28 protein-coding genes are annotated in these 26363 nt (G+C 74.1%); 8 read left to right on the top strand and 20 right to left on the bottom strand.

All coding sequences use genetic code 11. From position 1 onward, the window contains the following. Positions 1–140 precede the first annotated feature (140 nt). The 3 genes from IEZ20_RS21265 to IEZ20_RS21255 form a co-directional block, all read right to left on the bottom strand. The gene (locus IEZ20_RS21265; protein WP_189301077.1) at positions 141–1727 is read right to left on the bottom strand and encodes an alkaline phosphatase D family protein; all 1587 of its coding nucleotides are present in this window, start codon (positions 1725–1727) and stop codon (positions 141–143) included. A gap of 197 nt (positions 1728–1924) precedes the next feature. Then, positions 1925–2755 (bottom strand): alpha/beta fold hydrolase, encoded by an 831-nt coding sequence (locus IEZ20_RS21260; RefSeq protein ID WP_189301075.1) that lies wholly within the window; start codon positions 2753–2755, stop codon positions 1925–1927. Positions 2756–2854: 99 nt separating this feature from the next. Further along, positions 2855–3508: an NADPH-dependent F420 reductase gene (locus tag IEZ20_RS21255; protein WP_189301073.1), complete on the bottom strand. Its 654-nt coding sequence runs from the start codon at positions 3506–3508 to the stop codon at positions 2855–2857. 121 nt (positions 3509–3629) lie between these two features. Here IEZ20_RS21255 and IEZ20_RS21250 point away from each other — a divergent pair, with 121 nt between their 5' ends. Both IEZ20_RS21250 and IEZ20_RS21245 read left to right on the top strand, forming a co-directional pair. Next, positions 3630–4514 (top strand): RNA polymerase sigma-70 factor, encoded by an 885-nt coding sequence (locus IEZ20_RS21250; RefSeq protein WP_189301071.1) that lies wholly within the window; start codon positions 3630–3632, stop codon positions 4512–4514. Positions 4515–4784: 270 nt separating this feature from the next. Then, positions 4785–5546: a GntR family transcriptional regulator gene (locus IEZ20_RS21245; RefSeq protein WP_189301069.1), complete on the top strand. Its 762-nt coding sequence runs from the start codon at positions 4785–4787 to the stop codon at positions 5544–5546. 154 nt (positions 5547–5700) lie between these two features. On the opposite strand, the gene IEZ20_RS21240 is transcribed toward IEZ20_RS21245, so the two are convergent. The 3 genes from IEZ20_RS21240 to IEZ20_RS21230 form a co-directional block, all read right to left on the bottom strand. Further along, positions 5701–6858 carry an ROK family transcriptional regulator gene (locus IEZ20_RS21240; RefSeq protein ID WP_189301067.1) on the bottom strand — a complete coding sequence of 386 codons (1158 nt, stop codon included), beginning with the start codon at positions 6856–6858 and terminating at the stop codon, positions 5701–5703. A gap of 97 nt (positions 6859–6955) precedes the next feature. Next, complete coding sequence (locus IEZ20_RS21235; protein WP_189301065.1) at positions 6956–7612, bottom strand: response regulator; 657 nt, start codon at positions 7610–7612, stop codon at positions 6956–6958. Between the two features lie 14 nt (positions 7613–7626). Then, on the bottom strand, positions 7627–8781 hold the full coding sequence (locus IEZ20_RS21230; RefSeq protein WP_189301063.1) for a sensor histidine kinase: 1155 nt from the start codon (positions 8779–8781) through the stop codon (positions 7627–7629). Between the two features lie 107 nt (positions 8782–8888). Here IEZ20_RS21230 and IEZ20_RS21225 point away from each other — a divergent pair, with 107 nt between their 5' ends. Genes IEZ20_RS21225 through IEZ20_RS21215 form a run of 3 tightly spaced genes read left to right on the top strand, consistent with a single transcriptional unit; the run spans position 8889 to position 11025 of the window. Then, the gene (locus IEZ20_RS21225) at positions 8889–9809 is read left to right on the top strand and encodes an ATP-binding cassette domain-containing protein (RefSeq protein ID WP_189301061.1); all 921 of its coding nucleotides are present in this window, start codon (positions 8889–8891) and stop codon (positions 9807–9809) included. Positions 9810–9811: 2 nt separating this feature from the next. Further along, positions 9812–10522, top strand: coding sequence for an ABC transporter permease subunit (locus IEZ20_RS21220; protein WP_189301059.1), 711 nt, complete (start codon positions 9812–9814; stop codon positions 10520–10522). Between the two features lie 59 nt (positions 10523–10581). Next, entirely contained in the window at positions 10582–11025 is a 444-nt protein-coding gene (locus IEZ20_RS21215; RefSeq protein WP_189301057.1) for a hypothetical protein, read from the top strand. Here IEZ20_RS21215 and mug read toward each other — a convergent pair. The 8 genes from mug to IEZ20_RS21175 all read right to left on the bottom strand — a co-directional run bounded on the left by mug (position 10986) and on the right by IEZ20_RS21175 (position 18520). Beyond that, positions 10986–11516: a G/U mismatch-specific DNA glycosylase gene (gene mug / locus IEZ20_RS21210; protein WP_268253073.1), complete on the bottom strand. Its 531-nt coding sequence runs from the start codon at positions 11514–11516 to the stop codon at positions 10986–10988. The genes IEZ20_RS21215 and mug overlap by 40 nt on opposite strands. A gap of 53 nt (positions 11517–11569) precedes the next feature. Next, positions 11570–13012, bottom strand: coding sequence for an adenylosuccinate lyase (gene purB, locus IEZ20_RS21205; protein WP_189301055.1), 1443 nt, complete (start codon positions 13010–13012; stop codon positions 11570–11572). Between the two features lie 59 nt (positions 13013–13071). After that, positions 13072–13530, bottom strand: coding sequence for a hypothetical protein (locus tag IEZ20_RS21200; RefSeq protein ID WP_189301052.1), 459 nt, complete (start codon positions 13528–13530; stop codon positions 13072–13074). Between the two features lie 120 nt (positions 13531–13650). Beyond that, entirely contained in the window at positions 13651–14439 is a 789-nt protein-coding gene (locus IEZ20_RS21195; protein ID WP_189301049.1) for an SGNH/GDSL hydrolase family protein, read from the bottom strand. Between the two features lie 78 nt (positions 14440–14517). Continuing rightward, positions 14518–15537, bottom strand: a complete 1020-nt coding sequence (locus IEZ20_RS21190; protein ID WP_189301046.1) for a hemolysin family protein — start codon at positions 15535–15537, stop codon at positions 14518–14520. Next, positions 15534–16940 (bottom strand): hemolysin family protein, encoded by a 1407-nt coding sequence (locus IEZ20_RS21185; protein ID WP_189301044.1) that lies wholly within the window; start codon positions 16938–16940, stop codon positions 15534–15536. The genes IEZ20_RS21190 and IEZ20_RS21185 overlap by 4 nt, the downstream gene beginning before the upstream one ends. Positions 16941–17092: 152 nt before the next feature. Next, the gene (locus tag IEZ20_RS21180) at positions 17093–17518 is read right to left on the bottom strand and encodes a GNAT family N-acetyltransferase (protein ID WP_189301042.1); all 426 of its coding nucleotides are present in this window, start codon (positions 17516–17518) and stop codon (positions 17093–17095) included. Positions 17519–17629: 111 nt separating this feature from the next. After that, entirely contained in the window at positions 17630–18520 is an 891-nt protein-coding gene (locus tag IEZ20_RS21175) for an LLM class F420-dependent oxidoreductase (RefSeq protein WP_189301040.1), read from the bottom strand. A gap of 220 nt (positions 18521–18740) precedes the next feature. Between IEZ20_RS21175 and IEZ20_RS21170 the strand changes: the two genes are divergently transcribed. Together IEZ20_RS21170 and IEZ20_RS21165 are read left to right on the top strand one after the other, a co-directional pair. Beyond that, on the top strand, positions 18741–18998 hold the full coding sequence (locus tag IEZ20_RS21170; protein ID WP_189301037.1) for a toxin-antitoxin system HicB family antitoxin: 258 nt from the start codon (positions 18741–18743) through the stop codon (positions 18996–18998). A gap of 4 nt (positions 18999–19002) precedes the next feature. Beyond that, positions 19003–19377 carry a fic family toxin-antitoxin system, toxin component gene (locus IEZ20_RS21165; protein WP_189301035.1) on the top strand — a complete coding sequence of 125 codons (375 nt, stop codon included), beginning with the start codon at positions 19003–19005 and terminating at the stop codon, positions 19375–19377. On the opposite strand, the gene IEZ20_RS21160 is transcribed toward IEZ20_RS21165, so the two are convergent. From IEZ20_RS21160 to bioB, 4 genes are all read right to left on the bottom strand, one after another. After that, positions 19378–20070, bottom strand: a complete 693-nt coding sequence (locus IEZ20_RS21160) for a class I SAM-dependent methyltransferase (protein WP_189301033.1) — start codon at positions 20068–20070, stop codon at positions 19378–19380. Positions 20071–20597: 527 nt separating this feature from the next. Beyond that, complete coding sequence (bioD, locus tag IEZ20_RS21155; protein ID WP_189301031.1) at positions 20598–21314, bottom strand: dethiobiotin synthase; 717 nt, start codon at positions 21312–21314, stop codon at positions 20598–20600. A gap of 1 nt (position 21315) precedes the next feature. Continuing rightward, positions 21316–22596 carry an adenosylmethionine--8-amino-7-oxononanoate transaminase gene (locus tag IEZ20_RS21150; protein ID WP_189301029.1) on the bottom strand — a complete coding sequence of 427 codons (1281 nt, stop codon included), beginning with the start codon at positions 22594–22596 and terminating at the stop codon, positions 21316–21318. Beyond that, entirely contained in the window at positions 22589–23806 is a 1218-nt protein-coding gene (bioB, locus tag IEZ20_RS21145) for a biotin synthase BioB (RefSeq protein ID WP_189301026.1), read from the bottom strand. The genes IEZ20_RS21150 and bioB overlap by 8 nt, the downstream gene beginning before the upstream one ends. 147 nt (positions 23807–23953) lie before the next feature. On the opposite strand from bioB, the gene IEZ20_RS21140 reads away from it, so the two are divergent. Then, positions 23954–25081 (top strand): 8-amino-7-oxononanoate synthase, encoded by a 1128-nt coding sequence (locus IEZ20_RS21140; RefSeq protein ID WP_189301024.1) that lies wholly within the window; start codon positions 23954–23956, stop codon positions 25079–25081. Between the two features lie 120 nt (positions 25082–25201). Here IEZ20_RS21140 and IEZ20_RS21135 read toward each other — a convergent pair whose 3' ends face one another. Next, complete coding sequence (locus IEZ20_RS21135) at positions 25202–25423, bottom strand: DUF397 domain-containing protein (RefSeq protein ID WP_189301022.1); 222 nt, start codon at positions 25421–25423, stop codon at positions 25202–25204. A 9-nt stretch (positions 25424–25432) separates the two neighbouring features. Next, a complete protein-coding gene (locus tag IEZ20_RS21130) occupies positions 25433–26293 on the bottom strand; it encodes a helix-turn-helix domain-containing protein (RefSeq protein ID WP_189301020.1) in 861 nt (286 codons plus the stop codon). Positions 26294–26363 lie beyond the last annotated feature (70 nt).

Below are 26363 nucleotides of genomic sequence, written 5' to 3'. Positions count from 1 at the left end.
CCACTGTGGAGGAACGGTGTTGCATGATCACGAACTGATTGTGACCGATGGGTAAAGTATGCTCCGTCCCATTTGTTGCACTTTCTACGGCTGACCGCCCGACCGCCTGACCGACCGGCTGACCTCGTGGCCGGTCCGTCCTACTGGCCGACGCGCCCCGGTTGCAGGGTCCGCGTGAACAGTACGGTGCCGTCCTGCTCCCGCAGTCGCACCGTCAGCTCCCCGCTGTCCCCGTCGATGTCGACCTCGCCGAAGAACTGGTAGCCGCCCGCGGGCGAGACGTTCGACGCGGTCGGCGCCTTCACGAACACCCGCTCCGGGCCGAAGGTGCCGTCCAGCGCGCTCGCCGGGAAGGCACCGGCGTTCAGCGGCCCGGAGACGAACTCCCAGAACGGCTCGAAGTCGGTGAACGCGGCCCGGGACGGGTGGTAGTGCTGCGCCGAGGTGTGGTGCACGTCCGCCGTCAGCCACAGCGTGCCGGTGATCCGCCGGTGCTTGACGAACCGCAGCAGCTCGGCGATCTGCAGCTCCCGTCCGAGCGGCACCCCCGGGTCGCCCTGGGCCACCGCCTCGAAGTTCGGCTTGCCCTCCATCGGGTCCGGTACGACGAGACCGAGCGGCATGTCGGCGGCGATCACCTTCCACACCGCGCGCGACCGGGCCAGCTCCCGCTTGAGCCACTCCAGCTGCTCCCGGCCGAGGATGCCCTGCGGGTCGGTCGTCTGGTCGTCGGGGGAGTTGGCGTTGCGGTAGGTGCGCATGTCGAGCACGAACACGTCCAGCAGCGGGCCCTGGTGCAGCACCCGGTACACCCGGCCCTCCTTCGCGCCCGGACGCAGGGTGGACAGGGGGAAGTACTCGCTGAACGCCCGCCGGGCGCGCGCCGCGAGGACGTCGACGCTCTTCTCGGTGTAGCGGGTGTCGGTCGAGGCGATCACCTCGCCCGGGTACCAGTTGTTGCGCACCTCGTGGTCGTCCCACTGGACGATCGAGGGCACCTGGGCGTTGAACCGGCGCAGGTGGGTGTCGAGCAGGTTGTAGCGGAAGTTGCCCCGGTACTCGGCGAGGGTCTCGGCGACCTTCGACTTCTCCTCGGTGGTGATGTTCCGCCAGGTGCCGCCGTCGGGCAGTGCCTGGGTGGCGGTGATGGGGCCGTCGGCGTAGATGTTGTCGCCGCTGCACAGGAAGAAGTCCGGGTCCAGCTTCGCCATGGCGTCGTAGATGCGGTAGCCGCCGAGGTCCGGGTTGATGCCCCAGCCCTGTCCGGCCAGGTCGCCCGACCACAGGAAGCGCACACCGTCCCGGCGGCGCCGGGAGACGGTGCGGAAGGTGCCGGTCACGGGCTCGCCGGTGCGGCGCGGGTCGTCCGGGTCGGCGAGCAGCACCCGGTAGTGGATCTGCTCGCCGGAGGGCAGGCCGTGCAGTCGGGTGGTGCCGGTGAAGTCCGTGCCGGCGCCCAGCAGCGGGCCGTGCCAGCGGCGCGGGTTGCGGAAGGACTCGGTGGCCGAGGTCTCCACGATCATCCGGGCCGGCCGGTCGGAACGCACCCACACCAGACCGGAGTCGGCGGTCACGTCACCGGTCTGCACGCCCCAGCCCGCCTCCGGGCGTCCGGAGCGGGCGAACGCCGGGGCCGCGCCGAGGCCCACGGGCAGGGTCAGGGCCGCCGACGCGGCGAGGGAGCCGCGCAGGACGCTGCGGCGGCCGGGGAGCGGACGGTGGGACATGGCTCAAGCCTCCAGGGACGGGATCCGGCCAGTGTGCAGAGCCACACCTACTGGGGTGCCGAGGCGCGCACACGAACCGGAAGTGAACTCCAGTCGGCTGAAAGGCGGTCAGGTGCGGTCAGGTGCGGTCGAGGCGGCGGGTCGGGGTCGGTCGGGGCGGCGCCGAGGCGGGGCCGGCGCGGCGGCGGCCGGGGCGGTCAGCGGCTGCCGTCCAGGATGACGCGCGCGACCAGCGCCGGGTCGTCGTTCATCGGGCAGTGGCCGCAGCCGGGCAGCCGGACCAGCCGGGCGTGCGGGATCAGCTGCTTGGCGCGGACGCCCTGGCGGCGGACCAGGATCCGGTCCCGGGTGCCCCAGGCCACCGTGACCGGCAGGCCCGGCAGGTCGTCGGTGAAGCGGACGGTGCCGCCCGCCCGCAGGGTCGCCTCGAATCCCTCGGCCCCGACCAGCGCCAGCGTCTCGGCGACCACCGCCTCCGGCGAACGGCGCCCGGGTCGGGCGTAGATGGTGCTGGTCAGCGCGGTACGGCCGGCCGTCGTACGGGACAGCCGCTGCACCAGGGGCAGGGGCAGCCGCTGGGCGATGCCGCGCATCGCCAGCAGCACGGCGAAGGCGTACCGCCGCTCGGCCTCGGACCAGAAACCGGCCGGGGACAGGGCGGTGACGGACCGCACGAGCTTCTCCCGGCCCAGCTCCAGGGCGAGCAGCCCGCCCAGCGAGTTGCCGGCGACGTGCGGGCGGTCCAGTTCCAGCGCCTCGAACAGGGCGCCGAGCACGGCGTTGGTGGTGGGGAGGTCGTAGGCCAGGCCGTCCGGCAGCCCCGGGGACGCGCCGAAGCCCGGCAGGTCGACGGCGATCACCTCGCGCTCGGTGGCCAGGATGTCCACGACCGGGTCCCAGGCCTGCCGGTGATGGCCGATGCCGTGCAGCAGGACCAGCGGTTCGCCGCGGCCCACGCGCGCGTAGGACACGGTGACGTCGCTGGGGCCGTGCGGGGCGGGGACCGTGAAGGAGACGGTGGCGGACATGGGGTGCTCCTCGTCTGGGCTGCTGACGGACGCCGTAGACAGCTTGTCAGCAATTACTACCGACGGGTAGCCCCTGGGGTGCGAACGCGCGGTCCGCCCTCAACCCGCCCGGCGCACCTCGATGTTGAAGTCGGCGTCCCCGAAGCGCCGGAACAGGGCGAGCCACAGCGGCAGATACATCTCCACCGCCCGCGCCGACCGGATCCCGCCGAGGTCCAGCACCCGCCCGGCCGGCCAGCCGAACTCCCCGAGCAGCGCCGTCACCTGCTCCTTCGCCCCGGCGTCGTCCCCGCACACGAACAGCTGGTGCTCGCCCGGCACCCGCCCCGGATCCACCATCACCCGGCAGTTGACCGTGTTCAGCGCCTTCACCACGCGCGCCTGCGGGAACGCCCGCTGGATCCGCTCGCCCACGCTGTCCGACTCCACCGGGTCCAGCCGCGGCTGCCCGTCCTCGAACGCCAGTGGATTGGAGACGTCCACCAGCACCTTGCCGTCCAGGTGCTCGGCGCCCGCCGCCCGCAGCGCGTCCAGCGCCACCCGGCCGCCCACCGCGCTCACCACCACCTCGCCCGCCGCCGCCGCGTCCGCGAACGTCCCCGCGTGGGCCCGCCCGGCCTCGGCCGTCGCCCACTCCACGGCCACCGGGTTGTCCCGGGTGCGCGAACCGAGGGTCACCTCGTGGCCCAGCTCCAGCAGCCGGCCGGCCAGGGTACGGCCCACCTCGCCCGTGCCCAGCACCGCGTACCGCATCGCCCACCTCACGGTCACCGGCCGCCGCCCGCCGGCGGTCCGCGGTCATTGTGATCCGTACCGCTCCTGGAGCCGGGCATTCCGGGTGGACAGCGGAGGGCGTGTCGGATGGGATGGACCCGTGACCGCAGACCCAGCCACCGACGTCTTCGAAGAGCACCGGCCCCTGCTCACGGGAGTCGCCTACCGCATGCTCGGCCGGGTCGCCGACGCCGAGGACGTGGTCCAGGAGGCCTGGCTGCGCTGGTACCGGGCCGACCGCGGCGAGGTCCGCGAACCGCGCGCCTACCTGGTGCGCATCACCACCCGGCTGGCCATCGACCGGCTGCGCCAGGTGCAGTCGCGCGGCGAGGCGTACGTGGGACCGTGGCTGCCCGAGCCGTACCTCACCGAATTCGCCGACACCGCCCCCGACTCCGCCGACCGCGCCGTGCTCGCCGACACGGTCTCCCTGGCCGTCCTGGTCGTCCTGGAGTCCCTGTCCCCGCTGGAGCGGGCCGTGTTCGTGCTGCGGGAGGCCTTCGGCTACCCGTACGCCGAGATCGCCGAGCTGCTCGACCGCGCCGAGCCCGCGGTACGGCAGCTCGCCGGGCGGGCCCGCCGGCACGTGGCGGAACGGCGCCCGCGGTACGAGGTCGACCCCGCCCGGCGCCGCGACCTGACCGAGCGCTTCCTCGCCGCCGCGGCCGAGGGCGACCTGGCGGGGCTGATGTCCCTGCTCGCCCCGGACGTCCGGCTGGTCGGCGACAGCGGCGGCAAGGCCAAGGCGCCGTTGCGCACCCTGCACACCGCCGACAAGGTCGCCCGCTTCCTCATCGGCGCCGCGAGCAAGCTCCCGGCCGGGCTGTCCGTCCAGCCCGTGGAGGTCAACGGCGGCCCCGCCGCGCTGGTCCTGGTCGACGACAAGCCCGACAGCCTGTTCCAGGTGGACATCGCCGACGGCCGCGTCACCGCCGTCTACGTCGTGCGCAACCCGGACAAGCTCCGGCACCTCACCGGCGGCTGATCCGGCGAGGGGGCGCCGCCGCCCCCTCGCGCCCGCTCCGGTCCGCAGGCCCCCGTCGTGTGACGGGGGCTTTGCCGTGCTGTCACCCGCCGCGCCGCCTGCGAACGCCTCATGAACGCTCCGTGGCGGGGCGCCCGTGCGTTCGGGCAGGGATCGACGATTGGTCTTGACCAAGGGTGACGGCCGCCCTATGGTCGCAGAGAAGTGCAACAACCTTTAATAAACAAGGGCGCCAAAAACCGCCGGACCACGGCTCTTGCGGAGGACAGGGTGGGGACCACGCAGCTGGAATCGGTACCGGAACCGAAGTACTGGCATCTGAAGACCGTGCTCACCGAGGCACTGGACTCGGAGTTCTCGGTCGGCGAGATCCTGCCCAACGAGCGTGACCTCGCGGCCCGTTTCGGCGTGGCCCGCGCGACGCTCCGGCAGGCCCTCGAACAGCTGGAGCTGGAGGGCCGGCTGCAGCGCCGCCGCGGGGTCGGCACGACCGTCGCGCCGCCGCGCGTGGGCGTGTCCGTCGGCGCCGAACAGCATGCCTGGCCCGGCGCCGCCGGAGACGCCTGGCAGCCCGTCGACAGCGACCAGGCGACACCGCCCGCCGCGGTCGCCGCGGCCCTGGAGACCGGCCCGGACGAGACCGTCCACACCGTCCGCCGGACCCGCATGTCCCACGGCCAGCAGGTCGCCACCGAACTGCTCTACATCCCGGCGGCCTCGGTGCCCGGCCTCACCGCGATCGACGCCCCGTCCGGCGCGGCACGCGCGCGTGCGGTGCTGCGCGAGTTGCAGCACCTGTCGCTGGAGGGCGAGGACCGCGCCGTCGAACTGGGCTCCGCCCGCGCGGACGACGCCAGGGAACTCGACCGGCTCCCCGGCTCGCCCGTCCTCGTCGTCACCACCCGCTTCTTCGCCCAGGGCCGCACGGCGGCCCTCTCGGTGGCGACGTACCGAGCCGACACCTGCCGGCTGACCTTCGGTGAATCGGCGGGCGTGGAGATACACCACGACCCGGAGCAGCGCGCTTCCTGAAGCCCGCGGCGCTCCCCCCCCGGCGGCCCCGGGGCGGGGCGATGCCGTGTCCCGCCACGGGCGGGCGGTCACCAGCGTTCACCGGCGGGTGGTCACCAGCGGTCACCGGCGAGCGGTGACCGCCCGTCACGGGCGGGCCGTCACCAGCGGCCCGTCACCGGCGGGCCGTCACCGAGCCGTCCACGGCGAACAGCTGCTCCTCCACATGGTCCAGGGCCAACCGCAGCGCCCCCGTCGCCACGGCCGCCTCGCCCAGCACGGACAGCGCCACCCGAGGCGGCCGCAGGCAGTACCGGGCCAGTTCCTGCCGCAGCGGCTCCAGGACGCCGTCCAGACCCGCCGCCCAGCCCCCGATCACCACCAGCTCCGGGTCGAGCGCCAGCACCAGTGCGGCGACGTCGTGCACGAGCCGCTGGATGAACCGCTCGACGGCCGCCCGGGCCCGCTGGTCGCCCTTGCGCGCCAGCGCGAACACCTCGGCGACCGCCTGCTCGTCCAGCGGGTGCAGCGGCTCGTCGGTGGTGGACAGCAGCGCCTCCGGCGTGGCCTCCCGGCCCAGCAGGTGCAGCGCGCCGATCTCCCCGGCCGCCCCGCCGTAGCCCCGGTGCAGCCGCCCCCCGATCAGTGAACCGGCCCCCGGGCTCAGCCCGGCCAGGACGAACACCAGGTCGTCCGTCTCGGTCGCCGCGCCCTTCCAGTGCTCGGCCACGGCCGCCGCGTTGGCGTCGTTCTCCACCAGCACCGGACAGCGGAAGGAACGGCTCAGCCGCTCGCCGAGCCGCAGCCCCGTCCACTGCGGCAGGGCCGTGCCCAGCCGTACCGTGCCGTCGGCCTCCACGATGCCCGGTGTGCCCACGCCCACCGCCCGCAGCGAACTGCGCGCCACCCCGGCCCGGCGCAGCAGCTCGGCGACGGCGCCGCGCAGCCGGTCGAGCCGCTCGTCCGCCGGGGCCTTCTCGTCGACCTCCTTGGCCTGCGCGCCCAGCACCCGTCCGTCCAGGTCGGACAGGAGCGCGGCGACCCGGTGCGGCCCGATCTCCAGGCCCAGCAGATGCCCCGCCTCGGCCCGGAACCGGAACCGCCGGGCGGGCCGGCCCTGCCGGCGGGCGCCACCGTCGTCGGCCGCCGCCTCCACCACGAGCCCGCCCTCGATGAGCCCTTCCACGACGCCCTCGACGGTCGGCCGGGACAGACCGGTGACGCGGGTGATCTCGGTGAGCGTCGCGCAGTCCGTGGCACGCAGCGCGTGCAGCACCACCGCGGAATTGATCCTTCGCAGCAGCGAGGGATCGCCGCCGGTCAGCTGCCCCACCGTCCGTCCTCCCAGCTCGCGGGCGTGTTGGCCGGATCGTACTCGGCCCCGTCCGCCCCGGCGAGTGCCGGGTTCCGCCGCGCGGCCCGGCCCTCGGTCAGCCCGGCTCCACGAACCCCGACTCGTAGGCCGTGATCACCGCCTGGGTGCGGTCGCGCGCACCCAGTTTCGCCAGCACCGCGCTCACATGGGACTTCACCGTCTCCGCGCCCACGAACAGCCGCGCGGCGATCTCCGCGTTCGACAGCCCCCGGGCCATCAGCCGCAGCACCTCCGCCTCCCGCTCGGTCAGCCGGGCTCGCTCCAGCGCGGCCCGCGCCGGCCGGTCGGCGTCGCCGTAGCGGGCGGCCAGGCGCCGTACGGAGGCCGGGAACAGCAGCGACTCGCCCTCCGCGGCCAGTCGCACCGCGTGCACGATCTCGGCCGGACGGGCCCGCTTCAGCAGGAACCCGTCGGCGCCCGCACGCAGCGCCTCGTACACGTACTCGTCGTCCTCGAAGGTGGTCACCACGAGGATCCTCGGAGGCTCCGGCACCGTGCGCAGCACCGCGCGCGTGGCCTCGATCCCGTCCATCAGCGGCATCCGTACGTCCATGGCCACCACGTCCGGCCGCAGTTGCCGTACCAGCGGGATGACCGCCGCACCGTCGGCCGCCTCGCCCACCACCTCGATGTCGGGCTGCGCCTCCAGCACGGCCCGCAGACCCGCGCGGACCAGGGGTTCGTCGTCGACGAGGAGTACGGTGACCGGCATCCGGCCAGCCTAGATCAGCCGAGCGGCAGCTCCGCGCGCACCTGCCAGTCACCCTCGTGCGGACCGGTCCGGGCGGTGCCGCCGAGCAGCGCCGCCCGCTCCCGTATGCCCCGCAGGCCGCTGCCCCGGCCGGGCCCGGGTACCGCACCGGGCAGCGGATTGCGGACCTCCAGGGTGAGCAGCCCGTCCGTGACCGCGACCCGGACCCGGACGGGCACCGCCCCCGCGTGCCGCAGCGCGTTGGTGAGCGCCTCCTGGAGGATGCGGTGGCCCTCGCGGGACACCGGGCCGGGCACGGCCTCGACCGGCCCCGTCACCTCGGCGTCGATGGTGGCCCCGGAGGCCCGCGCCGACTCCAGCAGCCGGCCGGCGTCGGCCAGCGTCGGCCGCGCGCTCACCGGCCGCTCCGCCTCCCGCAGCACGCCCAGCACCCGTTCCAGGTCCTCCAGCGCGGCCCGGCCGGTCTCCTCGATGGCACTCAGCGCACGGTCGGTGAACTCCGGATCGCCGGCCGCGCGCGCGGCACCCGCCTGCACCACCGCCACCGTCAGGGCGTGACCGATCGAGTCGTGCAACTCCCGGGCCATCCGGGTGCGTTCCAGCAGTTGCTCGGTGCGCTCCTCCAGCGCGGCCAGCCGCTCGGCCGCCGACGGCCCCAGGAGCCGGCGCGCGGCGGCCGTGACCAGCTCGCCGAGCCCGACGACCACTCCGTACAGGGCGAGCAGCGGCAGCGGTGCCAGCAGGGCCCAGGCGGGGTGCGGCGGCAGCCGGCCCAGCAGCGGGATCCCGGCCGGCGCGTCGCCCCAGGCGCACCGCACCAGTTCGAAGCAGAGGACGGGCAGCCACACCGAGGCGAACACGGCCGCGCCGCCGAGCACCATGCGCAGCTCCAGCCACAGCACCGTACGCAGCCGGTCCCGCCAGTTCGCCGCCGGCGCCTCGGAGATGCCCGGCTCCGGCTCGCCCGGCGTGAGCATCAGCCGCGCCTGCACCCCCTCGCCCCGTCGCACCGCGGGCACGAGGCCGAGCGGGAGGAGCAGCAGCGCGGGCACCCAGGGAGCCGACGGGTCGATGTAGAGCCAGACGCTGACCATCAGCATCGGCACCCACAGATGCAGCAGGCGCGTGTACGTCGTGCCGCGCAGCAGCGGGCGCAGGAGGCGAGCCATGACGTCATCGTCGCAGGCGGCACCGACGACGGAGCTCCCCCGCACGGGGGAGACGGTCCCCGCCGGCGGGGGAGGAGCCGAACTCCGTACCCCGCCAGGCTGTTGCCATGACCAGCATCGACGTACGCGACCTCACCAAGGAGTACGGCGGCCGGCGGGCCGTGGACCGGCTCACCTTCCGGGTGAGCCCCGGCCGGGTCACCGGCTTCCTCGGCCCCAACGGCGCCGGCAAGTCCACGACCTTCCGGCTCGTCCTCGGCCTCGACCGGCCCACCGCCGGCACCGCCACCGTCGGCGGCCAGGCCTACGCGGGCCTCCGCGCCCCCCTGCGCCGGGTGGGTGCCCTGCTCGACGCCCGCGCCGCGCACGGCTCCCGCACCGCCCGCGACCATCTGCTCGCCCTCGCCGCGAGCAACCGCATCCCGGCCCGCCGGGTCGACTCCGTCCTGGAGGAGACCGGTCTCGCCACCGTTGCCCGGCGCCGGGTACGGACGTTCTCCCTCGGCATGCGCCAGCGGCTCGGCATCGCCGCCGCCCTGCTCGGCGACCCGGAGGTGGTGCTGCTCGACGAACCCGCCAACGGCCTCGACCCCGAGGGCATCGTCTGGATCCGCACACTGCTGCGCCGGCTCGCCGCCGAGGGCCGTACCGTCCTGGTCTCCAGCCACCTCATGGGCGAGACCGCCGCCTTCGCCGACCACCTGCTGATCCTCGGCCGGGGCCGCCTGCTGGCCGACACACCCGTCCAGGACTTCATCCGGGCGCGTGTACAGCCCCACGTCCGCATCCGCACCACCGACCCCGCCGCCCTCGGCGACCTCCTCGCCCGGCACGGCCACGACGCCTCCCGCGGCGAGGACGGGACGTGGACCGTCCGGCACGCGCGCGTGGACGACCTCGGCCGTCTGATGTCCGAGGAGGGCGTCCCCGTCCTGGAACTCGCCGCCCAGGAGGCCACCCTGGAGGAGGCCTACCTCGATCTGACCACGGCCGAGGCCGAGTTCACCGCACAGCACCAGGAGGCCTGACCATGCCCTTCGCACCCGTGCTCCACGCCGAGTGGATCAAGATCCGTTCGCTGCGTTCCCTGCTGGGCGCCCTCGCCGCGGTCCTCGTCGCCACCGCCGCGTTCTCGGCGCTCGCGGCGGCCGACGCCGACGACTCCGACCCGCTGTTCTCGGTGTTCTTCGGCGTCAGCTTCGGCCAGATCGCCGCGATCGCCTTCGGTACGACGGCCGTCGCGTCGGAGTTCCGGGACGGTGCGCTCCGGCTGACGCTGGCGGCGGTGCCCGACCGGGGGCGCTGGTTCGCCGCGAAGGTCACGGCGATCGCCCTGCCGGTGCTGGCCGTCGGGCTGCTCACGGGGTTCGTCACGCTGCTGGTGGGCCGGGCGGTCCTCGGCACCTCCGCACCCGGCTGGGGCGAGGGCGTGCGCGGCGCGGTCGGCTGCGGCCTGCACCTGACGCTGATGGCCCTGTTCGCCGCCGGACTCGCGGCCGTGCTGCGCAGCGGGGTCGCGACCCTCTCCGTGCTGATCCCGTTCCTGCTGATCGTCTCCTTCGTGGTGGGCGACCTGTCCGGCGGCGCCGCCGACTTCCTCCCCGACCGGGCGGGCCAAGTGGCCCTGCACAGCAGCTGGGACGGCGCCCTCGGCCCCTGGAGCGGACTCGCCGTGACCGCGCTGTGGACGGCGGCGGCCCTGGCGGCCGGCGGGTGGACGGTCCGGCGCAGGGACGCCTGACGGCGTGCGGGCCCCTGACGGACCGCCAATTGTCAGTGCCCCCCGCTTTACTGGATCGCATGGACATCGCGAAGTGCCTGACCCTCATCGACCTGCTGTGCGCCCGGGAGTTCCCGGCGGCGTACGGCAGGACGGAGCACGGCGAGAGCGGGCCCGGCTATCACATAGCCGCCTTACGGACGAGCGAGGACTTCCGGGAGGACGACGGCAGCGCACGGGACGAGGCGGAGGCGCAGGTCGAGGCCGACCGGGACGGCCTCGCCGAGCGGCTGGCGGAGCGGTGGGGCAGGCCGCAGCAGTTCAGCCTGTACAGCGTGCTCGACCGGAGCACGGCGGGCGAGGACCTCGCGGAGCCCTGGGCCGGGCTCAGCGGTCACGTCCCGGACGTCCACCTGTGGCGGGTGCCGGAGGCGGGCCGCTGGGTTGCCCTCGGCGTCTCCCGGTGGGGCAAGGAGCTGCCGTTTCAGCTGCTCGGGATAGTGACGGAGACCGACCCGCCGTGACCGGGCACGTCCGCCGCCTCCCGCAGCCGGGCGAACTCCTCCGCCATCGTCGCCGCCGTCCAGTGCGCGTTCAGCCCGCTGGGGTTGGGCAGCACCCACACCCGGGTGCCCCCGATCGTCCGCTCCTGCGGCCCGACCCGGGCCGTGCGGTCACCGAAGGCGGCCCGGTACGCGGTCACCCCGACCACGGCCAGCCACCCCGGCCGCAGCCGCGTCACCTTCTCCGTCAGCAGCCGCCCGCCCTCGGCGTACTCCTCGGCGGTCAGCTCGTCCGCCCGCGCGGTGGCCCGCGCCACCACGTTGGTGATGCCGAGCCCGTAGGAGAGCAGCTCCCGCTGCTCGGCCGGCTTCAGCAGCCGGGGCGTGAAGCCGGACAGGTGCAGCACCGGCCAGAACCGGTTGCCGGGACGGGCGAAGTGGTGGCCGGTCGCGGCCGTCATCAGCCCGGGGTTGATGCCGCAGAACAGCACGTGGAGACCGTCCGCGACCACGTCCGGGACGAGGCGGTCGCGGGCGGCCTCCAGGTCGGCCCTGGTCAGGCGGGTCAGAGGATCGCTCCGGGGGTGTAGCCGGCGGCCTCCGGGTGCTGCTTGACGATCTCCTGGATCCGGCCGACGACCACGCCGACCTGGTCGGCGGCGGCACCGGTGAAGGAGAGCTTGTCGGCCATCAGGGCGGCCAGCTGCTCCCGGTCGAGCGGCAGGCGCTCGTCGGCGGCGAGCTTGTCGAGCAGGTCGTTGCGCTCGGCGCCCTGTTCCCGCATCGCGAGCGCGGTGGCCACGGCGTTCTCCTTGATCGCCTCGTGCGCCACCTCACGGCCGACCCCGGCCCGCACGGCGCCCATGAGGACCTTGGTGGTGGCCAGGAACGGCAGGTAGCGGTCCAGCTCGCGGGCGACGACGGCCGGGAAGGCGCCGAACTCGTCGAGGACGGTCAGGAAGGTCTCCAGCAGGCCGTCCAGCGCGAAGAAGGCGTCCGGCAGGGCCACCCGGCGCACCACCGAGCAGGACACGTCGCCCTCGTTCCACTGGTCGCCGGCCAGCTCGCCGGTCATCGAGGCGTAGCCGCGCAGGATGACCATGAGGCCGTTGACGCGCTCGCAGGAGCGGGTGTTCATCTTGTGCGGCATCGCCGAGGAGCCGACCTGGCCCGGCTTGAAGCCCTCGGTGACCAGCTCGTGCCCGGCCATCAGCCGGATCGTCTTGGCGAGCGAGGAGGGCGCCGCCGCGAGCTGCACCAGCGCGGTGACGACCTCGTAGTCCAGCGAGCGCGGGTAGACCTGGCCGACGGAGGTGAAGGCCTGGGAGAAGCCGAGGTGACCGGCGATCCGGTGCTCCAGCTCGGCCAGCTTCGAGGCGTCGCCGCCGAGCAGGTCCAGCATGTCCTGGGCGGTGCCGACCGGGCCCTTGATGCCGCGCAGCGGGTAGCGGCCGAGCAGCTCCTCGACGCGGCCGTGGGCGACGAGCAGCTCGTCGGCGGCGGTCGCGAACCGCTTGCCGAGGGTGGTGGCCTGCGCGGCCACGTTGTGCGAGCGGCCGGCCATGACCAGCTCGGCGTACTCGCCCGCGAGCTTGCCGAGGCGGGCCAGCACGGCCACCGTACGGTCGCGCATCAGCTCCAGCGACAGCCGGATCTGCAGCTGCTCGACGTTCTCCGTGAGGTCACGGGAGGTCATGCCCTTGTGCACGTGCTCGTGCCCGGCGAGGTCGTTGAACTCCTCGATGCGCGCCTTCACGTCGTGCCGGGTGACCTTCTCGCGCTCGGCGATCGAGGCCAGGTCGACGGTGTCGAGGACACGCTCGTAGTCGGCGATCGCCTCGTCCGGCACCTCGATGCCGAGGTCCTTCTGGGCCCGCAGCACGGCGAGCCAGAGCTGCCGCTCCAGCTTCACCTTCTGCTCGGGGGACCAGAGCGTGGCGAGCTCGGTGGAGGCGTAGCGTCCGGCGAGGACGTTCGGGATGCGGGGCTTGGCGGGCGCAGAAGTCACGTGTCCAGATTCTACTGGCGGTTTGTGCAGGCCAACGCCATGGGTGCGGTCGGACGAAGCTACGAGATCCCCGTCACGTCGGTGGCGGCGGCCGGCACCGGCTCGCAGGGCCCGTCCTGCTGCCGTCGTGCCGCGCGGGCGCTCCGCCGCAGGGTCAGCACTACCGTGATCCCGCTGAGGAGGACACTCGTGCCCGCCACGCCGACGATCACGAGTGTCGGCACGTCGGTGGCGCCGGCCGGGGCGGTGACGTTCCCCTCGGTGGCTGCGCCGGGTGCGACGTAGGCGCCCCCGCCCCCGCCCCCGCCCCTGCCGGAGGCGCCGTTCCACGGGAGGGCCGGTGCACGGGTGGCGGACCCGGTGCCGGGGGAGGGCGGACCTGCCGATGTGTTCACCGCTCGGAAGCCCGACACCAGCATGCTGACGACACAGAGCGCGAACCCCGCCAGGGCGACGATCTGCCGGCGCAGCGCGACCCGCGAGGCGGGCCGGTTCGTACGGTTCGGCGTCTGACTCATTCCCACACCTCCATGGCTGCCGGGGCCCGAACGGCCCCTCGCCTCCATTGCGCCCCGGCCGGCCAGGCGCGTCACGGCACGGGAATGCGGGACTTGACAGGGGGAGTCGCCGGTGGAGGGCTACGCCCCGCCCTCGTAGGGCAGCAGTTCCGGGCGCTTCGCCGGGCGGCCGTCGCCGGAGGAGCGGCCGGTCAGGCGGCGGCCTATCCAGGGGAACAGGTGCTGCCGGGCGAAGCGCACGTCGGCGGTCCGCCGCGTCAGCCAGCCCGGCGGGGCCGTCGCCGGCATGGGCACGTGCCACGCGGTGTCCTCCGGGGCGTAGCCGAGCGTCTGCCACACCGCCTCGGCGACCCTGCGGTGCCCCTCCGCCGTCAGGTGCAGCCGGTCCACGTCCCACAGCCGCGGGTCGGCCAGCGCGGGCGCCCCGTAGAGGTCGACGACGACGGCGTCGTGCCGGGCGGCCAGCTCGTCCACGCAGGCGAACAGCTCCTCCATGCGCGGCCGGAACCGCTCCAGCACCGGGCCCTGGCGGCCGGGGCTGCGCATCAGCACCAGCTGCTTGCAGGAGGGCGCGAGCCGTTCCACGGCCTCGGTGAGCAGGTCCCGGACCCGGCCCATGTCGCACTTGGGGCGCAGGGTGTCGTTGAGCCCGCCGACCAGGGTGACGACGTCGGCGTTCATCGCCGCCGCCACCTCCACCTGCTCGTCGACGATCTGCCCGATCAGCTTCCCGCGCACGGCGAGGTTGGCGTACCGGAAACCGGGTGTCCGCGCGGCCATCCGCCCGGCGAGCACATCGGCCCAGCCCCGGTAGGAGCCGTCGGGCAGCAGGTCCGACATGCCCTCGGTGAACGAGTCGCCGACCGCGACCAGGCTGGTGTACGCAGGAGATGCGGGGTTCGTCTGCATGGCGACAGAGATGGTATCCCGAGGCCAATACCTGCCGGTCGGTAGGCCCGGGTTCCCCCCGTGCGCCCCCTCCGGCCCTCACCCCTGCGCCGGCTGCCCGAAGAGCTGGCGCAGCACGTCCTCCATCGTCACCAGGCCCGCCAGGCGGCCGTCGTCACCGAGGACGGCCGCGAGGTGGGTGCGGCCGCCGCGCATGGCGGTGAGGACGTCGTCCAGCGGGGTGCTCTCGCGGACGCGGGCGATGGGCCGCATGTCGCGCAGCCGGAACGGCACGTCCCGGGGGGAGGCGTCCAGCGCGTCCTTGACGTGCAGGTAGCCCACGATCCGGCGGCCGGAGTCGACCACCGGGAAACGGGAGAAGCCCGACTCGGCCGACAGGCGCTCCAGCTGTTCCGGGGTGACGCCCACGCGGGCGTAGACGACCCGTTGCAGCGGGACCACCACGTCCCGCACCGGCCGGCTGCCCAGCTCCAGGGCGTCGTGCAGGCGTTCCTGCGCACGGTTGTCGATCAGGCCCGCCTCACTGGCGTCCTTGACGATCTCGGCCAGTTCGGTGTCCGTGAAGGTCGCCGAGACCTCGTCCTTGGCCTCCACCCGCAGCAGCTTCAGCAGCCCGTTCGCGAAGGCGTTGATCGCGAAGATCACCGGGCGCAGCGCCCGGGCCAGCGCGACCAGCGGCGGGCCGAGCATCAGCGCGCTGCGCACCGGTTCGGCGAGCGCGATGTTCTTGGGGACCATCTCGCCGAGCAGCATGTGCAGATACGTCGCGAGGGTCAGCGCGATCACGAAGGACACCGCGTGACCCGCGCTCACGGGCACGCCCAGCGCGTGGAACACCGGCTCCAGCAGATGCGCGATCGCCGGCTCGGCGACCACGCCCAGCACCAGCGTGCACAGTGTGATGCCCAGCTGCGCGGCGGCCAGCAGGGCGGAGACGTGCTCCAGGCCCCACAGCACGCTGCGCGCCCGCCGGTCGCCCTCCTGGGCCAGCGGCTCGATCTGCGAGCGGCGCACGGAGATCAGCGAGAACTCGGCGCCGACGAAGAAGGCGTTGACGACGAGGGTCGCCAGACCGATCAGCAGCTGTACGGCGGTCATCGGGTCCCCTCCCGTGCCCCGCGGGTCCCGTCGGCCCCGCCTGTGCCTTGTGCCCCGGATGGCCTGCGGATCCCGCCGGCCTCCTCTGCGCGCTCGTCGTCCAGCGGCGCGTGCAGCAGGACCCGCGCGGCCCGGCGGCCCGAGGCGTCGACCACGTCCAGCCGCCAGCCGGCCACCTCGACGCTGTCGCCCGCGGCGGGTATCCGGCCCAGCTCGGTGGCGACCAGGCCGGCCAGCGTCTCGTACGGCCCCTCGGGCACGCGCAGACCCACGCGTGCGAGCTGGTCGGTGCGGGCGGCGCCGTCCGCCTCGTACAGGGCGCGGCCCCGCTCGTCCGCGCCCGCGGGGGCGAGGTCGGGCGTCTCGTGCGGGTCGTGCTCGTCCCGCACCTCGCCGACGACCTCCTCCACGATGTCCTCCAGGGTGGCGACGCCCGCCGTGCCGCCGTACTCGTCGATGACGACGGCCATGGTGCGCCGGCCGCCGAGCCGGTCCAGCAGCCGGTCGACGGTCAGCGACTCGGGCACCAGCAGCGGCTCGCGCATCACCTGCGCGACCCTGCGGTGGCGCCGCTGGTCCGCGGGGACGGCCAGCACGTCCTTGATGTGGGCGGTGCCGACGACGGAGTCCAGGCTGCCCCGGTAGACCGGGAACCGGCTCAGGCCGGTGGCCCGGGTGGCGTTGGCGACGTCCTCGCAGGTCGCCTGGGTGTCCAGGGCGACGACCTGGACGCGCGGGGTCATCACGTTCTCGGCCGTGAGGTCGGCCAGGTTCAGCGTCCGCACGAACAGCTCGGCGGTGTCCGGCTCCAGGGCGCCCTCCTTGGCGGAGTGCCGGGCGAGGGCGGCCAGCTCCTGCGGTCCGCGCGCGGAGGCCAGCTCCTCGGCGGGCTCGATGCCGAGCCGGCGTACGAACCGGTTGGCGGTGTTGTTCAGGTGGGTGATGAAGGGCCGGAAGACCGCGCTGAACCAGCGCTGCGCGCTGCCCACCCGTCTGGCCACGGTCAACGGCGAGGAGATCGCCCAGTTCTTCGGCACCAGCTCGCCGACGACCATCAGGACCACCGTCGACAGGGCCGTGCCCACGACCAGCGCGACCGAGCTCGCCGTCCCCTGGGACAGGCCCATCGCCCGGAACGGTCCGGCGAGCAGCTTGGCGATGGACGGCTCGGCGAGCATGCCGACGACCAGGTTGGTGACGGTGATGCCGAGCTGGGCGCCGGAGAGCTGGAACGTCAGGTTGCGTACGGCCTTCAGGGCGCCCGCGGCACCGCGCTCGCCGCGCGCGGCGGCCCGCTCCAGCTCGCCGCGTTCCACCGTGGTCAGCGAGAACTCCGCCGCCACGAAGGCTCCGCAGGCCAGCGAGAGCAGGATCGCCACCAGAAGGAGGAGCACTTCGGTCATCGGGTCACCCCCGTCCCATGATCGGACAGGGCAGGGAAGTACGCGCGGTGTCGCCGCGGGGGAGGCTCGCCCATGGGCGGACGCTCACTACCTTTCATAAAGGGCCGAGTGCTCCCTCAAGGGTAAAGGATGAGCAAAGAAGCGTCCGGGTCTCAGTCCGTGAGCGGTTTCACCCAGCGCCGCCAGTGCTCCTCCGGCCCGTATCCGGCCGCAGCCCAGGCGTGGTGCGCGGTCTCGTTGCGGACCAGCACCATCGCGTCCGCGCGCCGCCCCCCGAGTCGTACGAAGCGCTCCTCGGCGGCGGCCAGCAGCGCCGAGCCGATGCCCTGCCGCCGTCGCCGCGGATGCACCGCGAGCCGGTACAGGTGGCACCGCCAGCCGTCGAAACCGGCGATCACCGTGCCCACCAGCTCACCGTCCCGCTCCGCCAGGAGCAGAGCCCCGGGGTCACGGTCGACCAGCCGCTCCACACCGGCGCGGTCGTCGCTGATGCTGGTGCCCTCGGCGGCCGTCCTCCAGAAGGCGAGGACGGCGTCGAGGTCGTCGGGAACGGCGGTACGTACACGGAGATCGGTCATGGGGGCATGATGATCGCGAAGGGGCTGCCGGGCACGCGCTTTTCACCGGGCGGATCACCCCCGGGCGACGCCTGCCGGAGCCCCCTCACGCGACGCCTCCCGGAGACTCCCTCAGGCGGACTCCTCCTCGCGCAGCCGGGCCAGTACCGGCGCGAACGCCTCCATGGACGGTTCCAGCACGGTCAGGTACGAGAAACCGAACCGCTCGCGCTGCGCCCGCGCCTTCGCCACGACGTCCTCCAGCGGACCGGCCAGCACGATGGGCAGCGCCAGCACCTCGTCCACGGTCATCCCGGGCAGGCTCTCCAGCAGCGGCCTCAGCGCCGGTTCGGGGTCGTCGGTGACGGCGACCAGCTGGATCAGCAGGTTCAGCTCGGCGGGCTCCGCCCGGTCCGCCGCCAGCGCGCGGTAACGGGCCACCCGCTCGTCCAGCTCCTCCGCGCGCAGCGGCTCCAGCGTGCCGGGCGTCCTGCCCGGGCGGGCGCCGGTGAAGGCCGCGATGTCCGCGTGCGCGGCGGTCAGCCGCAGCATCCGGTCGCCGTTGGCGCCGACCAGCACCGGCACCCGGGACTGCGCGGGCCGCGGCTGGTGCTCCCCGGAGCCGAGCAGCCGGTCCAGCTCCGCCAGCGTGCGCTCCAGGTGGTCCACCCGCTCGCGCGGCGAGCCGAAGGGCAGCCCGGCGGCCTCGTGCTCCGCCTGTACGTATCCGGTGCCCAGGCCCAGTTCGAGCCGGCCGCCGGTCAGCGCGTCCGTGGTCGCGACCTCCCGCGCCAGCAGCGCAGGGTTCCAGAAGCCCGTGTTCAGCACGAACGTGCCGAGCCGCGGACGCCGGGTCGCCTCCGCCGCCGCGACCAGCGCCGGGAAGGGCGCCACCATGCCGAGGTGGTCCGGGACGAGGATCACGTCGTATCCCAGTTCCTCGGCGCGGCGGCACTTGGCGCGCCACTCGTCGGCGGGCGCCGGCGTGAGCAGGTTGACCCCGAAGCGGAACGGACGCGCCATGAACTCTCCCCGGTGCGAGACGACTTGGTGCAAAACGACTTGGTTCGCTCCGATTCCATCACGTCCGGGCCGGCACGATCACTCGGGGTGCGATCACTCCGGGGTGATCACTCGTGGGCGATCACTCGTGGGCGGTCGCCGCCGGCGCGTTCATCCGCGACGCCCGCAGCGCCTCCGTGCGCCCTTGCCGCCGCTAGCAATCCGGCGCTAGCGTCGAGGCATGGCGAAGACCCAGCTGAACGTGCGCGTGGACGAGGGCACCGCCCGCGCGGCCCGCGAGCGCGCCCTGGCCCGCGGCATGAGCGTCAACCGCTACATCGAAGAGCTGGTCAGACAGGACGCCGGGGAAGCGGGCCGCACCTTCGTGGAGGCCGCCGCCGACTTCATGAAGCAGTACGAGGCCGTGTTCGCCGAGGAGTTCGCCGAGACCCGTTCCGCCGGCACCCGCTCGGCCGACACCGGTGAAGGCCGCCGCTGATCCCTTGGACGAACTCGGCATCGACCTCGCCTGGCTGCTCATGCTCGCCGAACAGCGGACTCCGGGAGACCCGCAGGTCACGGACTGGGGCGCGCTGGTCGCCGCCGTCGCCCGGCACCGCGCCGAGATATTCGGCGTGCCCGTCTACGACAGCCCGCACGCCCGCGCGGCCTCCCTGCTCCAGCTGCTGATCCACGTGCCCGCGCTGGAACGCTCCAACGCGCTGTTCGCCTCGGCGGTGGCCTACGGCTACCTGGTCGCCGGCGGCGAGAAGGTCGCCCCCACCCCCGAGCAGGTCAGGGACCTCGCCCGGCTGGTCAAGGAGGGCGCGGCGAGCGTGGACGACATCGCCCGGGAACTGCGCGGCTGGAGCGTGTGATCAGCGGGCGTCCGGCTCGTCCTCCCGCCAGGCCACACCGAGCGTGCAGTAGGAGGTCGGCAGCGCCGGACCGTTCTCGGGCAGCAGCACCCGCCGGTGCGGGCCGAGGCGGAACCCGGCGGCGCGCAGCGCGGCCACCGGGTCCCGGGACACATGGCAGCCGCCGGCCACCGCCGGCCACAGGGTGCGGTCCAGGGCCCGCTGGGTCAGCGTCATCGCCCGGCCGCCGCCCCGCCCGTGCTCGAAGAACCGCACCTCGCCGCCGGGCCGGAGCACCCGTCGTACCTCGCCGAGCGCCCGCTCGACATCCCGGACGCTGCACAGCACCAGCGACAGCACGGCCGCGTCGAACGCCTCGCTCTTGACCGGCAGGGCCTCCGCCGCGCCCGGCACCACGTCGACCGGCACCTGCGCGCGCAGCGCGGCCCGCAGCGCCAGGCTCCTGAGCAGCGGCTCCGGTTCGATCGCGACGACCTCCGCGACCGCCCCGGGGTAGTGCGCGAAGTTCAGCCCGTTGCCCGCGCCGATCTCGATCACCCGCCCGGACAGCCCGGCGAGCAGCCGCTGCCGCACTCCGGCCATCCCCAGCCGGGACTCGGCTCCGACGCTGATCCGGGCGTAGCAACGGGCGAACAGCGGATGGCTCACCGGACTCCGCGCCATCTGGCCGGAACGGGTGGACAGCAGCCGCATGGCAACCTCCCTGGACAGCACGTCCCTGGGGAGAGTCTCCCCCGGGACGGCCCGACGCACCCGCACCGGCCGCCGACGGCACGAGGACGGCCCCGGGATGCCGGACCGGAATCCGATGGGTCAGCGACGGCCCTGGGACGCCGGATTGGTGTCCGACGGGCCGGGGACGGCTCCGGGGAGGCCGGGTCGGTGTTCGATGGGTCGGCTACGGTCCTGGGAGGCCGGATTGGTGTCCGACGGGCCGGGGACGGCTCCGGGGAGGCCGGGTCGGTGTTCGATGGGTCGGCTACGGTCCTGGGAGGCCGGATTGGTGTCCGACGGGCCGGGGACGGCCCCGGGGTGCCGGACCGGTGTCCGACGGACCGGAGACAGCCCCGGGTTGTCGGACCGGTGTCCGGAGGGCCAGGGGCGGTCCCGGGGTGCCGGACCGGTGTCCGACGGACCGGAGACAGCCCCGGGACGCCGGACCGGTGTCCGACGGACCACGGGCGGCCCCGGGGCGCCGGACCGGCGTGCGGTGCAGGAGGCTACGGCGCCGCGCGGATCCGGAACGCCTCCGCGTCCCAGGTGCCGTCCAGCCGGGGAGCGAGCCAGCCCGGTGCCGCGTCACGGAACCGGGCGGGCGGCAGCGCCCCGGCGCCCGCGGGCAGCGCGCCGAGCAGCGGGGCCTCGGCGACCTCCGGCAGGTCGGCCACATTGCAGCGGCTGGCCAGATCGGGGGCGTCGGGCCAGCTGCCGATCACCACGCCCGCCAACTCCACGTCACGGCGCCGCAGCTCGCGGGCCGTCAGCTCCGTGCTGTTGAGCGTGCCGAGCCCGGCCTGCGCGACGACCAGCACCGGCGCGCCCAGCAGCGCGGCCGCGTCGGCCAGCGTGCCGCCGGCCGCGTCGAACCGGACGAGCAGCCCGCCCGCCCCCTCGACCAGCACCAGGTCGTGCTCGGTGGCCAGCTTGGCGGCCCGCTCGGCCACCTCCCGCGGGTGCACCGGCGCCATCCCGGCCCGCCGGGCCGCCGTGCCCGGCGCCAACGGCTCCGGGAAGCGGGCGAGTTCGGCGGTCGTGACCGGACCGGCGAGCCGCGCGACCTCGTCGGCGTCCCCCCGCTCGTCCGGCCGTACGCCCGTCTGGGCGGCCTTCAGGACGGCCACCGAGCGCCCGGCCGCGAGCGCCGCGGCGGCGACGGCGGCGGTGGTGACGGTCTTGCCGACCTCCGTGCCCGTCCCCGTGATCACCAGTACCGGCATCTCATCCCTCCCGCGCCGCGGCGCACACCGCGCGCGCGATCCGTGCCACGTCCTCGTCCGAGGTGACGTACGGCGGCATCGTGTAGACCAGGTCGCGGAACGGGCGCAGCCACACGCCCTCCCGCACGGCGGCGCCGGTCGCGGCCTCCATGTCGACCTCGTGGTCGAGCTGGACGACCCCGATGGCCCCGAGGACGCGGACGTCCCGCACGCCGGACAGTCCGCGCGCCGGCTCCAGGCCCTCCCGCAGCCCCGCCTCGATCCGCTTGACCTCCGCGAGCCAGTCCTGCCCGAGCAGCAGCTCGATGGAGGCGCAGGCGACGGCGGCCGCCAGCGGGTTGCCCATGAACGTCGGGCCGTGCGCGAGCACCGGCACCTCGCCCCGCGAGATGCCGTCGGCGACCCGCGCGGTGCACAGGGTGGCCGCCATCGTCAGATAGCCCCCGGTCAGCGCCTTGCCGACGCACATGACGTCGGGGGTGACGGCCGCGTGGTCCGCCGCGAACAGCGCACCGGTGCGGCCGAAGCCGGTGGCGATCTCGTCGAACACCAGCAGCACGTCGTGCGCGTCGCACGCCTCGCGCAGCACCCGCAGATAGGCGGGGGAGTGGAAGCGCATCCCGCCGGCGCCCTGCACCACCGGCTCCACGATCACCGCGGCCAGCTCGTCCGCGTGCCGCGCGATCAGCTCACGCAGATGGTCCGCGTACGACTCCTCGTACGCGGCGGGCGGCGCGTCCGCGAACACCTGGCGCGGCAGCACGCCGGTCCACAGCTCGTGCATCCCGCCCTCGGGGTCGCACACCGACATCGGCTGCCAGGTGTCGCCGTGGTAGCCGCCCCGCCAGGTCAGCAGCCGCCGCTTGCCCGGACGGCCGAGCGAGCGCCAGTACTGCAGGCACATCTTCGCCGCGACCTCGACCGACACCGAGCCCGAGTCGGCCAGGAAGACGTGCTCCAGGCCGTCGGGCGACAGGTCGACGAGGTGCTTCGCGAGCCGGACGGCGGGCTCGTGGGTGAGCCCGCCGAACATGACATGGCTCATCCGGCCCAGTTGCTCCCGCACGGCCTCGTTCAGGACCGGGTGGTTGTAGCCGTGGATGGCCGACCACCACGACGACATGCCGTCGATCAGCTCGCCGGAGCCGTCGGCCAGCCGCAGCCGGACCCCGCTCGCCGCCTCCACGACGAGCGGCTGCGCGCGCCCGGGCATCGGGCCGTACGGGTGCCACACATGCCGCCGGTCCAGCTCCAGCAGCTCCGGCACGCCGAGGTCACGCATTGGGCGCGAGGTCCGTTCCGGCGCCCCGGCGGCGGACCGCGACGAGGTCGGGACGCGGCTCGTTCGCCGCACCGGGCACGCCCGCCGTCCCGCAGACACCGCCGCCCTCGTGGGAACCGCACCCACCCTCGGCGTGCGCACCGCACCCGGCGTCCGCGTGCGAGCCGCAGCCCGCCTCGGCGTGCGAGCCGCACCCGCCGCCGGCCGCCCGGTGCTCCGGCAGCGTCACCTCGCCGGCGCCCTCCACCTCGAAGCCGGCGTCCGCGATCATCTCCAGGTCCGCCTTGCCGGCCTGGCCCTCGCTGGTCAGGTAGTCGCCGAGGAAGATGGAGTTGGCCAGGTGCAGCGCCAGCGGCTGCATCGTGCGCAGGTGGACCTCGCGGCCGCCCGCGATGCGGACCTCGACGTCCGGGCAGACGAACCGGACCATCGCCAGGATCCGCAGGCAGCGCTGCGGGGTGAGGTTCCACTCCTTGGCCAGCGGGGTGCCCTCGAACGGGATCAGGAAGTTCACCGGCACCGAGTCCGGGTCCAGCTCACGCAGCGAGAACACCACGTCGACCAGGTCCTCGTCGGTCTCGCCCATGCCCGCGATCAGGCCCGAACAGGCGGACAGACCGGCCGCGTGCGCCTTCTGCACCGTGTCCACCCGGTCGGCGTACGTGTGGGTGGTCGTGATGTCCCCGTACGTCCCCTCGGACGTGTTGAGGTTGTGGTTGTACGCGTCCGCGCCGGCCTCGCGCAGCCGCTCGGCCTGGCCGTCGGAGAGCAGGCCGAGGCAGGCGCACACCTCGACGTCCTCGTTCTGCTCCTTGATCGCCTTGATGGTCTCGGAGACCCGGTCCACGTCCCGGTCCGTCGGACCGCGCCCGCTGGCCACCAGGCAGACCCGCTTGGCGCCGCCCGCGAGGCCCGCGGCGGCGGCCTGGGAGGCCTCGTCCGGCTTGAGCCAGGTGTACTTCAGGATGTCGGCCTTGGAGCCGAGCCGCTGGGAGCAGTACGAGCAGTCCTCCGGGCACAGCCCGGACTTGAGGTTGACCAGATAGTTGAGTTTCACCCGGCGCCCGAACCAGTGCCGGCGCACCTTGCCGGCCGCGGCCACCACGTCGAGCAGGTCGTCATCGGAGGTGGCCAGCACGGCGAGCGCTTCCTCGCGGGTCGGCAGCTCGCGCCGAAGCCCCTTGTCCACCAGCGTGTTCAGCAGGTCCATGAGGTCCGATCCTGTCCTACCGGACCGCCCCGGGCCAAGGAGACTTCGCACAACAGACCCGCTTCACCGTGTGGGTATTGCCACACCATGACCCGTCGGCCGTACCGCTAGGGTCTGTCCGCTACCTACAAAAGCACCGGAGGAACCATGGTGTTCGGCTGGATCGACGAGCAGGCCGAGGCGCGCCGCCGCGCGGGACTCGTCCGCACCCTGCGCCCGCGCCCCGCCGACTCGCCGCTGCTGGACCTGGCGAGCAACGACTACCTGGGTCTGGCCCGCCATCCGGAGGTCACCGGGGGAGCGGCCGAGGCCGCCCGGACCTGGGGCGGCGGCTCCACCGGCTCCCGGCTGGTCACCGGCACCACCGCCCTGCACACCGAGCTGGAGCGGGCGCTGGCCGCGTTCTGCGGGTTCGAGGCGGCCCTGGTCTTCTCCTCCGGGTACGCCGCCAACCTGGCCGCGGTCACCGCGCTCGGCCCGCACGGCTCGCTGATCGTCTCGGACGCTGGCAACCACGCCTCCCTCATCGACGGCTGCCGGCTCGCCCGGGGGGAGCGGCAGGTCGTCGGGCACGCCGATCCCGAGGCCGTGCGCAAGGCCCTGGCCACGCACCGGGGCCCGGCGATCGTCGTCTCCGACACGGTGTTCTCGGTGGACGGCGACCGGGCCCCGCTGGCCGAGCTGGCCGAGGCCTGCCGGGAGCACGGCGCGGGACTGGTCGTGGACGACGCCCACGGGCTCGGCGTGCTGGGCGAGGGCGGCCGGGGCGCGCCGTACGCGGCCGGTCTCGCGGGCGCCGGGGACGTGGTCGCCACGGCCACCCTGTCCAAGTCGCTGGGCAGCCAGGGCGGGGTGGTGCTCGGCCCGGCGCGGGTGATCGACCACCTCGTCAACGCGGCCCGGACGTTCATCTTCGACACGGGCCTGGCGCCGGCGGCGGCCGGTGCCGCGCTGGCGGCGCTGCGGCTGCTGGAGCGTGAGCCCGAACGGGCGGCGCGGGCCCGCGAGGTGGCCGCGGATCTGCACGCACGGCTGACCGCCGCGGGCCTGGAGGCGGTGCGTCCGGACGCCGCGGTGGTCTCCGTGCGGGCTCCGTCCCCGGAGCAGGCGGTGCGCTGGGCGGCCGACTGCCGTACGGCAGGCCTGGCCGTGGGCTGCTTCCGCCCTCCCTCCGTGCCCGACGGCATCTCCCGGCTGAGGCTGACCGCCCGAGCGGACCTGTCCGGGGCGGAGATCGAACGCGCTGTACGGGTCATCGGCGAAACGCGACCGTGAGTCGGCGTGGCACGGCCGTGCGTCGCGCGGAAGTGGTCGGAAACTGATCGATTCTGACTGAGTGCTGTCAGGTCGGAGCGCTGTCGGGCCAGGGTGCTGTCAGGCCGGAGCGCTGTCGGCTCAGAGTGCGGTCAGGAATCCCGTCCAGCTCTCGGGGGAGAAGAGCAGGGCGGGACCGGCCGGCCTCTTCGAGTCGCGCACGGCGAGCAGTCCGGCCGCGGGGCCGGAGCGCGGCCGTGCCGTCTCCACGCAGTTGTTGGCTCCCGTGCTGTGACTGCTGCGCAGCCAGCGCACGTGGTGCAGGTCGGTACTGGCAGGGACGTTCCGAGGCGGAGCGGGCATGGTGCCTCCTTACGCGCCGTCACCTATCCCGGCGATGTAGTCCAACGAGTCCTCGGGGGAAAGGGCGTGGAACTGAAGGGTGTTGAAGGCCTCGGTGTAGGCCATGAGGTCTTCTTTCCGTTCCAGGTAGAGGCTACTCGTCAGCTGGTCGAGAACAACCACGTCCAGATCAGAAGTGCTCGGAAATGAGAAAATAACGAAAGGGCCGGTGAGGCCGACATGCGCCCCCGCGCCGAACGGCAGCACCTGGAGCCGTACCTGGGGCAGCCGCGCGGCCTCCGTCAACCGCTCCAGCTGCCGCGCCATCACCTCCGGACCGCCGACCTCCCGCCGCAGCACCGCCTCGTCCAGTACGGCACTCAGCACCAGCGGCGGGTCCGAACGGAGTACGTCCTGCCGGGCGAGCCGCACCTCCACCAGCGTGTCGAGGCGGTCCTCGTCCAGGTCCTTCACCGCCGCCCGGGTCACCGCGCGGGCGTACTCGGCCGTCTGGAGCAGCCCCGGCACGACCGTGGTCTCCAGCGTGCGCATCGCGCTGGCCTGCGACTCCAGGCTGATGAAGTCGCGGTACGTGGGCGGCAGCACCCCGCGGTAGGCGTGCCACCAGCGGTGCCGGCCGCCCGCGTCCTCCGACCCGGCCAGCATCAGCAGCAACTCGCGCAGATGCCCGTCCCGGACCCCGTAGGCGTCCAGCAGCAACCCCAGATCCGCCGGTTTCACGCCGCTGGCGCCCGTCTCGATGCGGCTGACCTTCGACTGGTGCCAGCCGACCAACCGTGCCGCCTCACCGCTCGTGAGCCCGGCGCCGGTACGCAGCATGCGCAGCTCGGCGCCCAGTTTGCGGCGCCGCACCGCCGGACCGTTCTGCATGGGCTTCTCCTTACTCCTTCCGGGCCGCCCCGATACGGTCTCCCGCCGCAGAGTTCACCGCTTCGAGCGA

It is taken from the genome of Streptomyces cinerochromogenes, assembly GCF_014648635.1.
In the GTDB taxonomy this organism is placed as follows: Bacteria; Actinomycetota; Actinomycetes; order Streptomycetales; family Streptomycetaceae; genus Streptomyces; species Streptomyces cinerochromogenes.
The sequence above is the reverse complement of the archived record's forward strand: the minus strand, read 5'-3'. Positions and strand labels throughout refer to the sequence as shown.

Coding starts and splice junctions, on each gene's coding strand:
- IEZ20_RS21140 (WP_189301024.1), top strand. CDS start 23,954: ATGGTGTTCGGCTGGATCGACGAGCAGGCCGAGGCGCGCCGCCGCGCG.
- IEZ20_RS21135 (WP_189301022.1), bottom strand. CDS start 25,423: ATGCCCGCTCCGCCTCGGAACGTCCCTGCCAGTACCGACCTGCACCAC.
- IEZ20_RS21160 (WP_189301033.1), bottom strand. CDS start 20,070: ATGCGGCTGCTGTCCACCCGTTCCGGCCAGATGGCGCGGAGTCCGGTG.
- IEZ20_RS21180 (WP_189301042.1), bottom strand. CDS start 17,518: ATGACCGATCTCCGTGTACGTACCGCCGTTCCCGACGACCTCGACGCC.
- IEZ20_RS21220 (WP_189301059.1), top strand. CDS start 9,812: ATGCCCTTCGCACCCGTGCTCCACGCCGAGTGGATCAAGATCCGTTCG.
- IEZ20_RS21225 (WP_189301061.1), top strand. CDS start 8,889: ATGACCAGCATCGACGTACGCGACCTCACCAAGGAGTACGGCGGCCGG.
- IEZ20_RS21230 (WP_189301063.1), bottom strand. CDS start 8,781: ATGGCTCGCCTCCTGCGCCCGCTGCTGCGCGGCACGACGTACACGCGC.
- IEZ20_RS21185 (WP_189301044.1), bottom strand. CDS start 16,940: ATGACCGAAGTGCTCCTCCTTCTGGTGGCGATCCTGCTCTCGCTGGCC.
- IEZ20_RS21195 (WP_189301049.1), bottom strand. CDS start 14,439: ATGCAGACGAACCCCGCATCTCCTGCGTACACCAGCCTGGTCGCGGTC.
- IEZ20_RS21150 (WP_189301029.1), bottom strand. CDS start 22,596: ATGCGTGACCTCGGCGTGCCGGAGCTGCTGGAGCTGGACCGGCGGCAT.
- IEZ20_RS21170 (WP_189301037.1), top strand. CDS start 18,741: ATGGCGAAGACCCAGCTGAACGTGCGCGTGGACGAGGGCACCGCCCGC.
- IEZ20_RS21255 (WP_189301073.1), bottom strand. CDS start 3,508: ATGCGGTACGCGGTGCTGGGCACGGGCGAGGTGGGCCGTACCCTGGCC.
- IEZ20_RS21260 (WP_189301075.1), bottom strand. CDS start 2,755: ATGTCCGCCACCGTCTCCTTCACGGTCCCCGCCCCGCACGGCCCCAGC.
- IEZ20_RS21130 (WP_189301020.1), bottom strand. CDS start 26,293: ATGCAGAACGGTCCGGCGGTGCGGCGCCGCAAACTGGGCGCCGAGCTG.
- IEZ20_RS21215 (WP_189301057.1), top strand. CDS start 10,582: ATGGACATCGCGAAGTGCCTGACCCTCATCGACCTGCTGTGCGCCCGG.
- IEZ20_RS21265 (WP_189301077.1), bottom strand. CDS start 1,727: ATGTCCCACCGTCCGCTCCCCGGCCGCCGCAGCGTCCTGCGCGGCTCC.
- bioB (WP_189301026.1), bottom strand. CDS start 23,806: ATGGACCTGCTGAACACGCTGGTGGACAAGGGGCTTCGGCGCGAGCTG.
- IEZ20_RS21175 (WP_189301040.1), bottom strand. CDS start 18,520: ATGGCGCGTCCGTTCCGCTTCGGGGTCAACCTGCTCACGCCGGCGCCC.
- bioD (WP_189301031.1), bottom strand. CDS start 21,314: ATGCCGGTACTGGTGATCACGGGGACGGGCACGGAGGTCGGCAAGACC.
- IEZ20_RS21200 (WP_189301052.1), bottom strand. CDS start 13,530: ATGAGTCAGACGCCGAACCGTACGAACCGGCCCGCCTCGCGGGTCGCG.
- IEZ20_RS21190 (WP_189301046.1), bottom strand. CDS start 15,537: ATGACCGCCGTACAGCTGCTGATCGGTCTGGCGACCCTCGTCGTCAAC.
- IEZ20_RS21235 (WP_189301065.1), bottom strand. CDS start 7,612: ATGCCGGTCACCGTACTCCTCGTCGACGACGAACCCCTGGTCCGCGCG.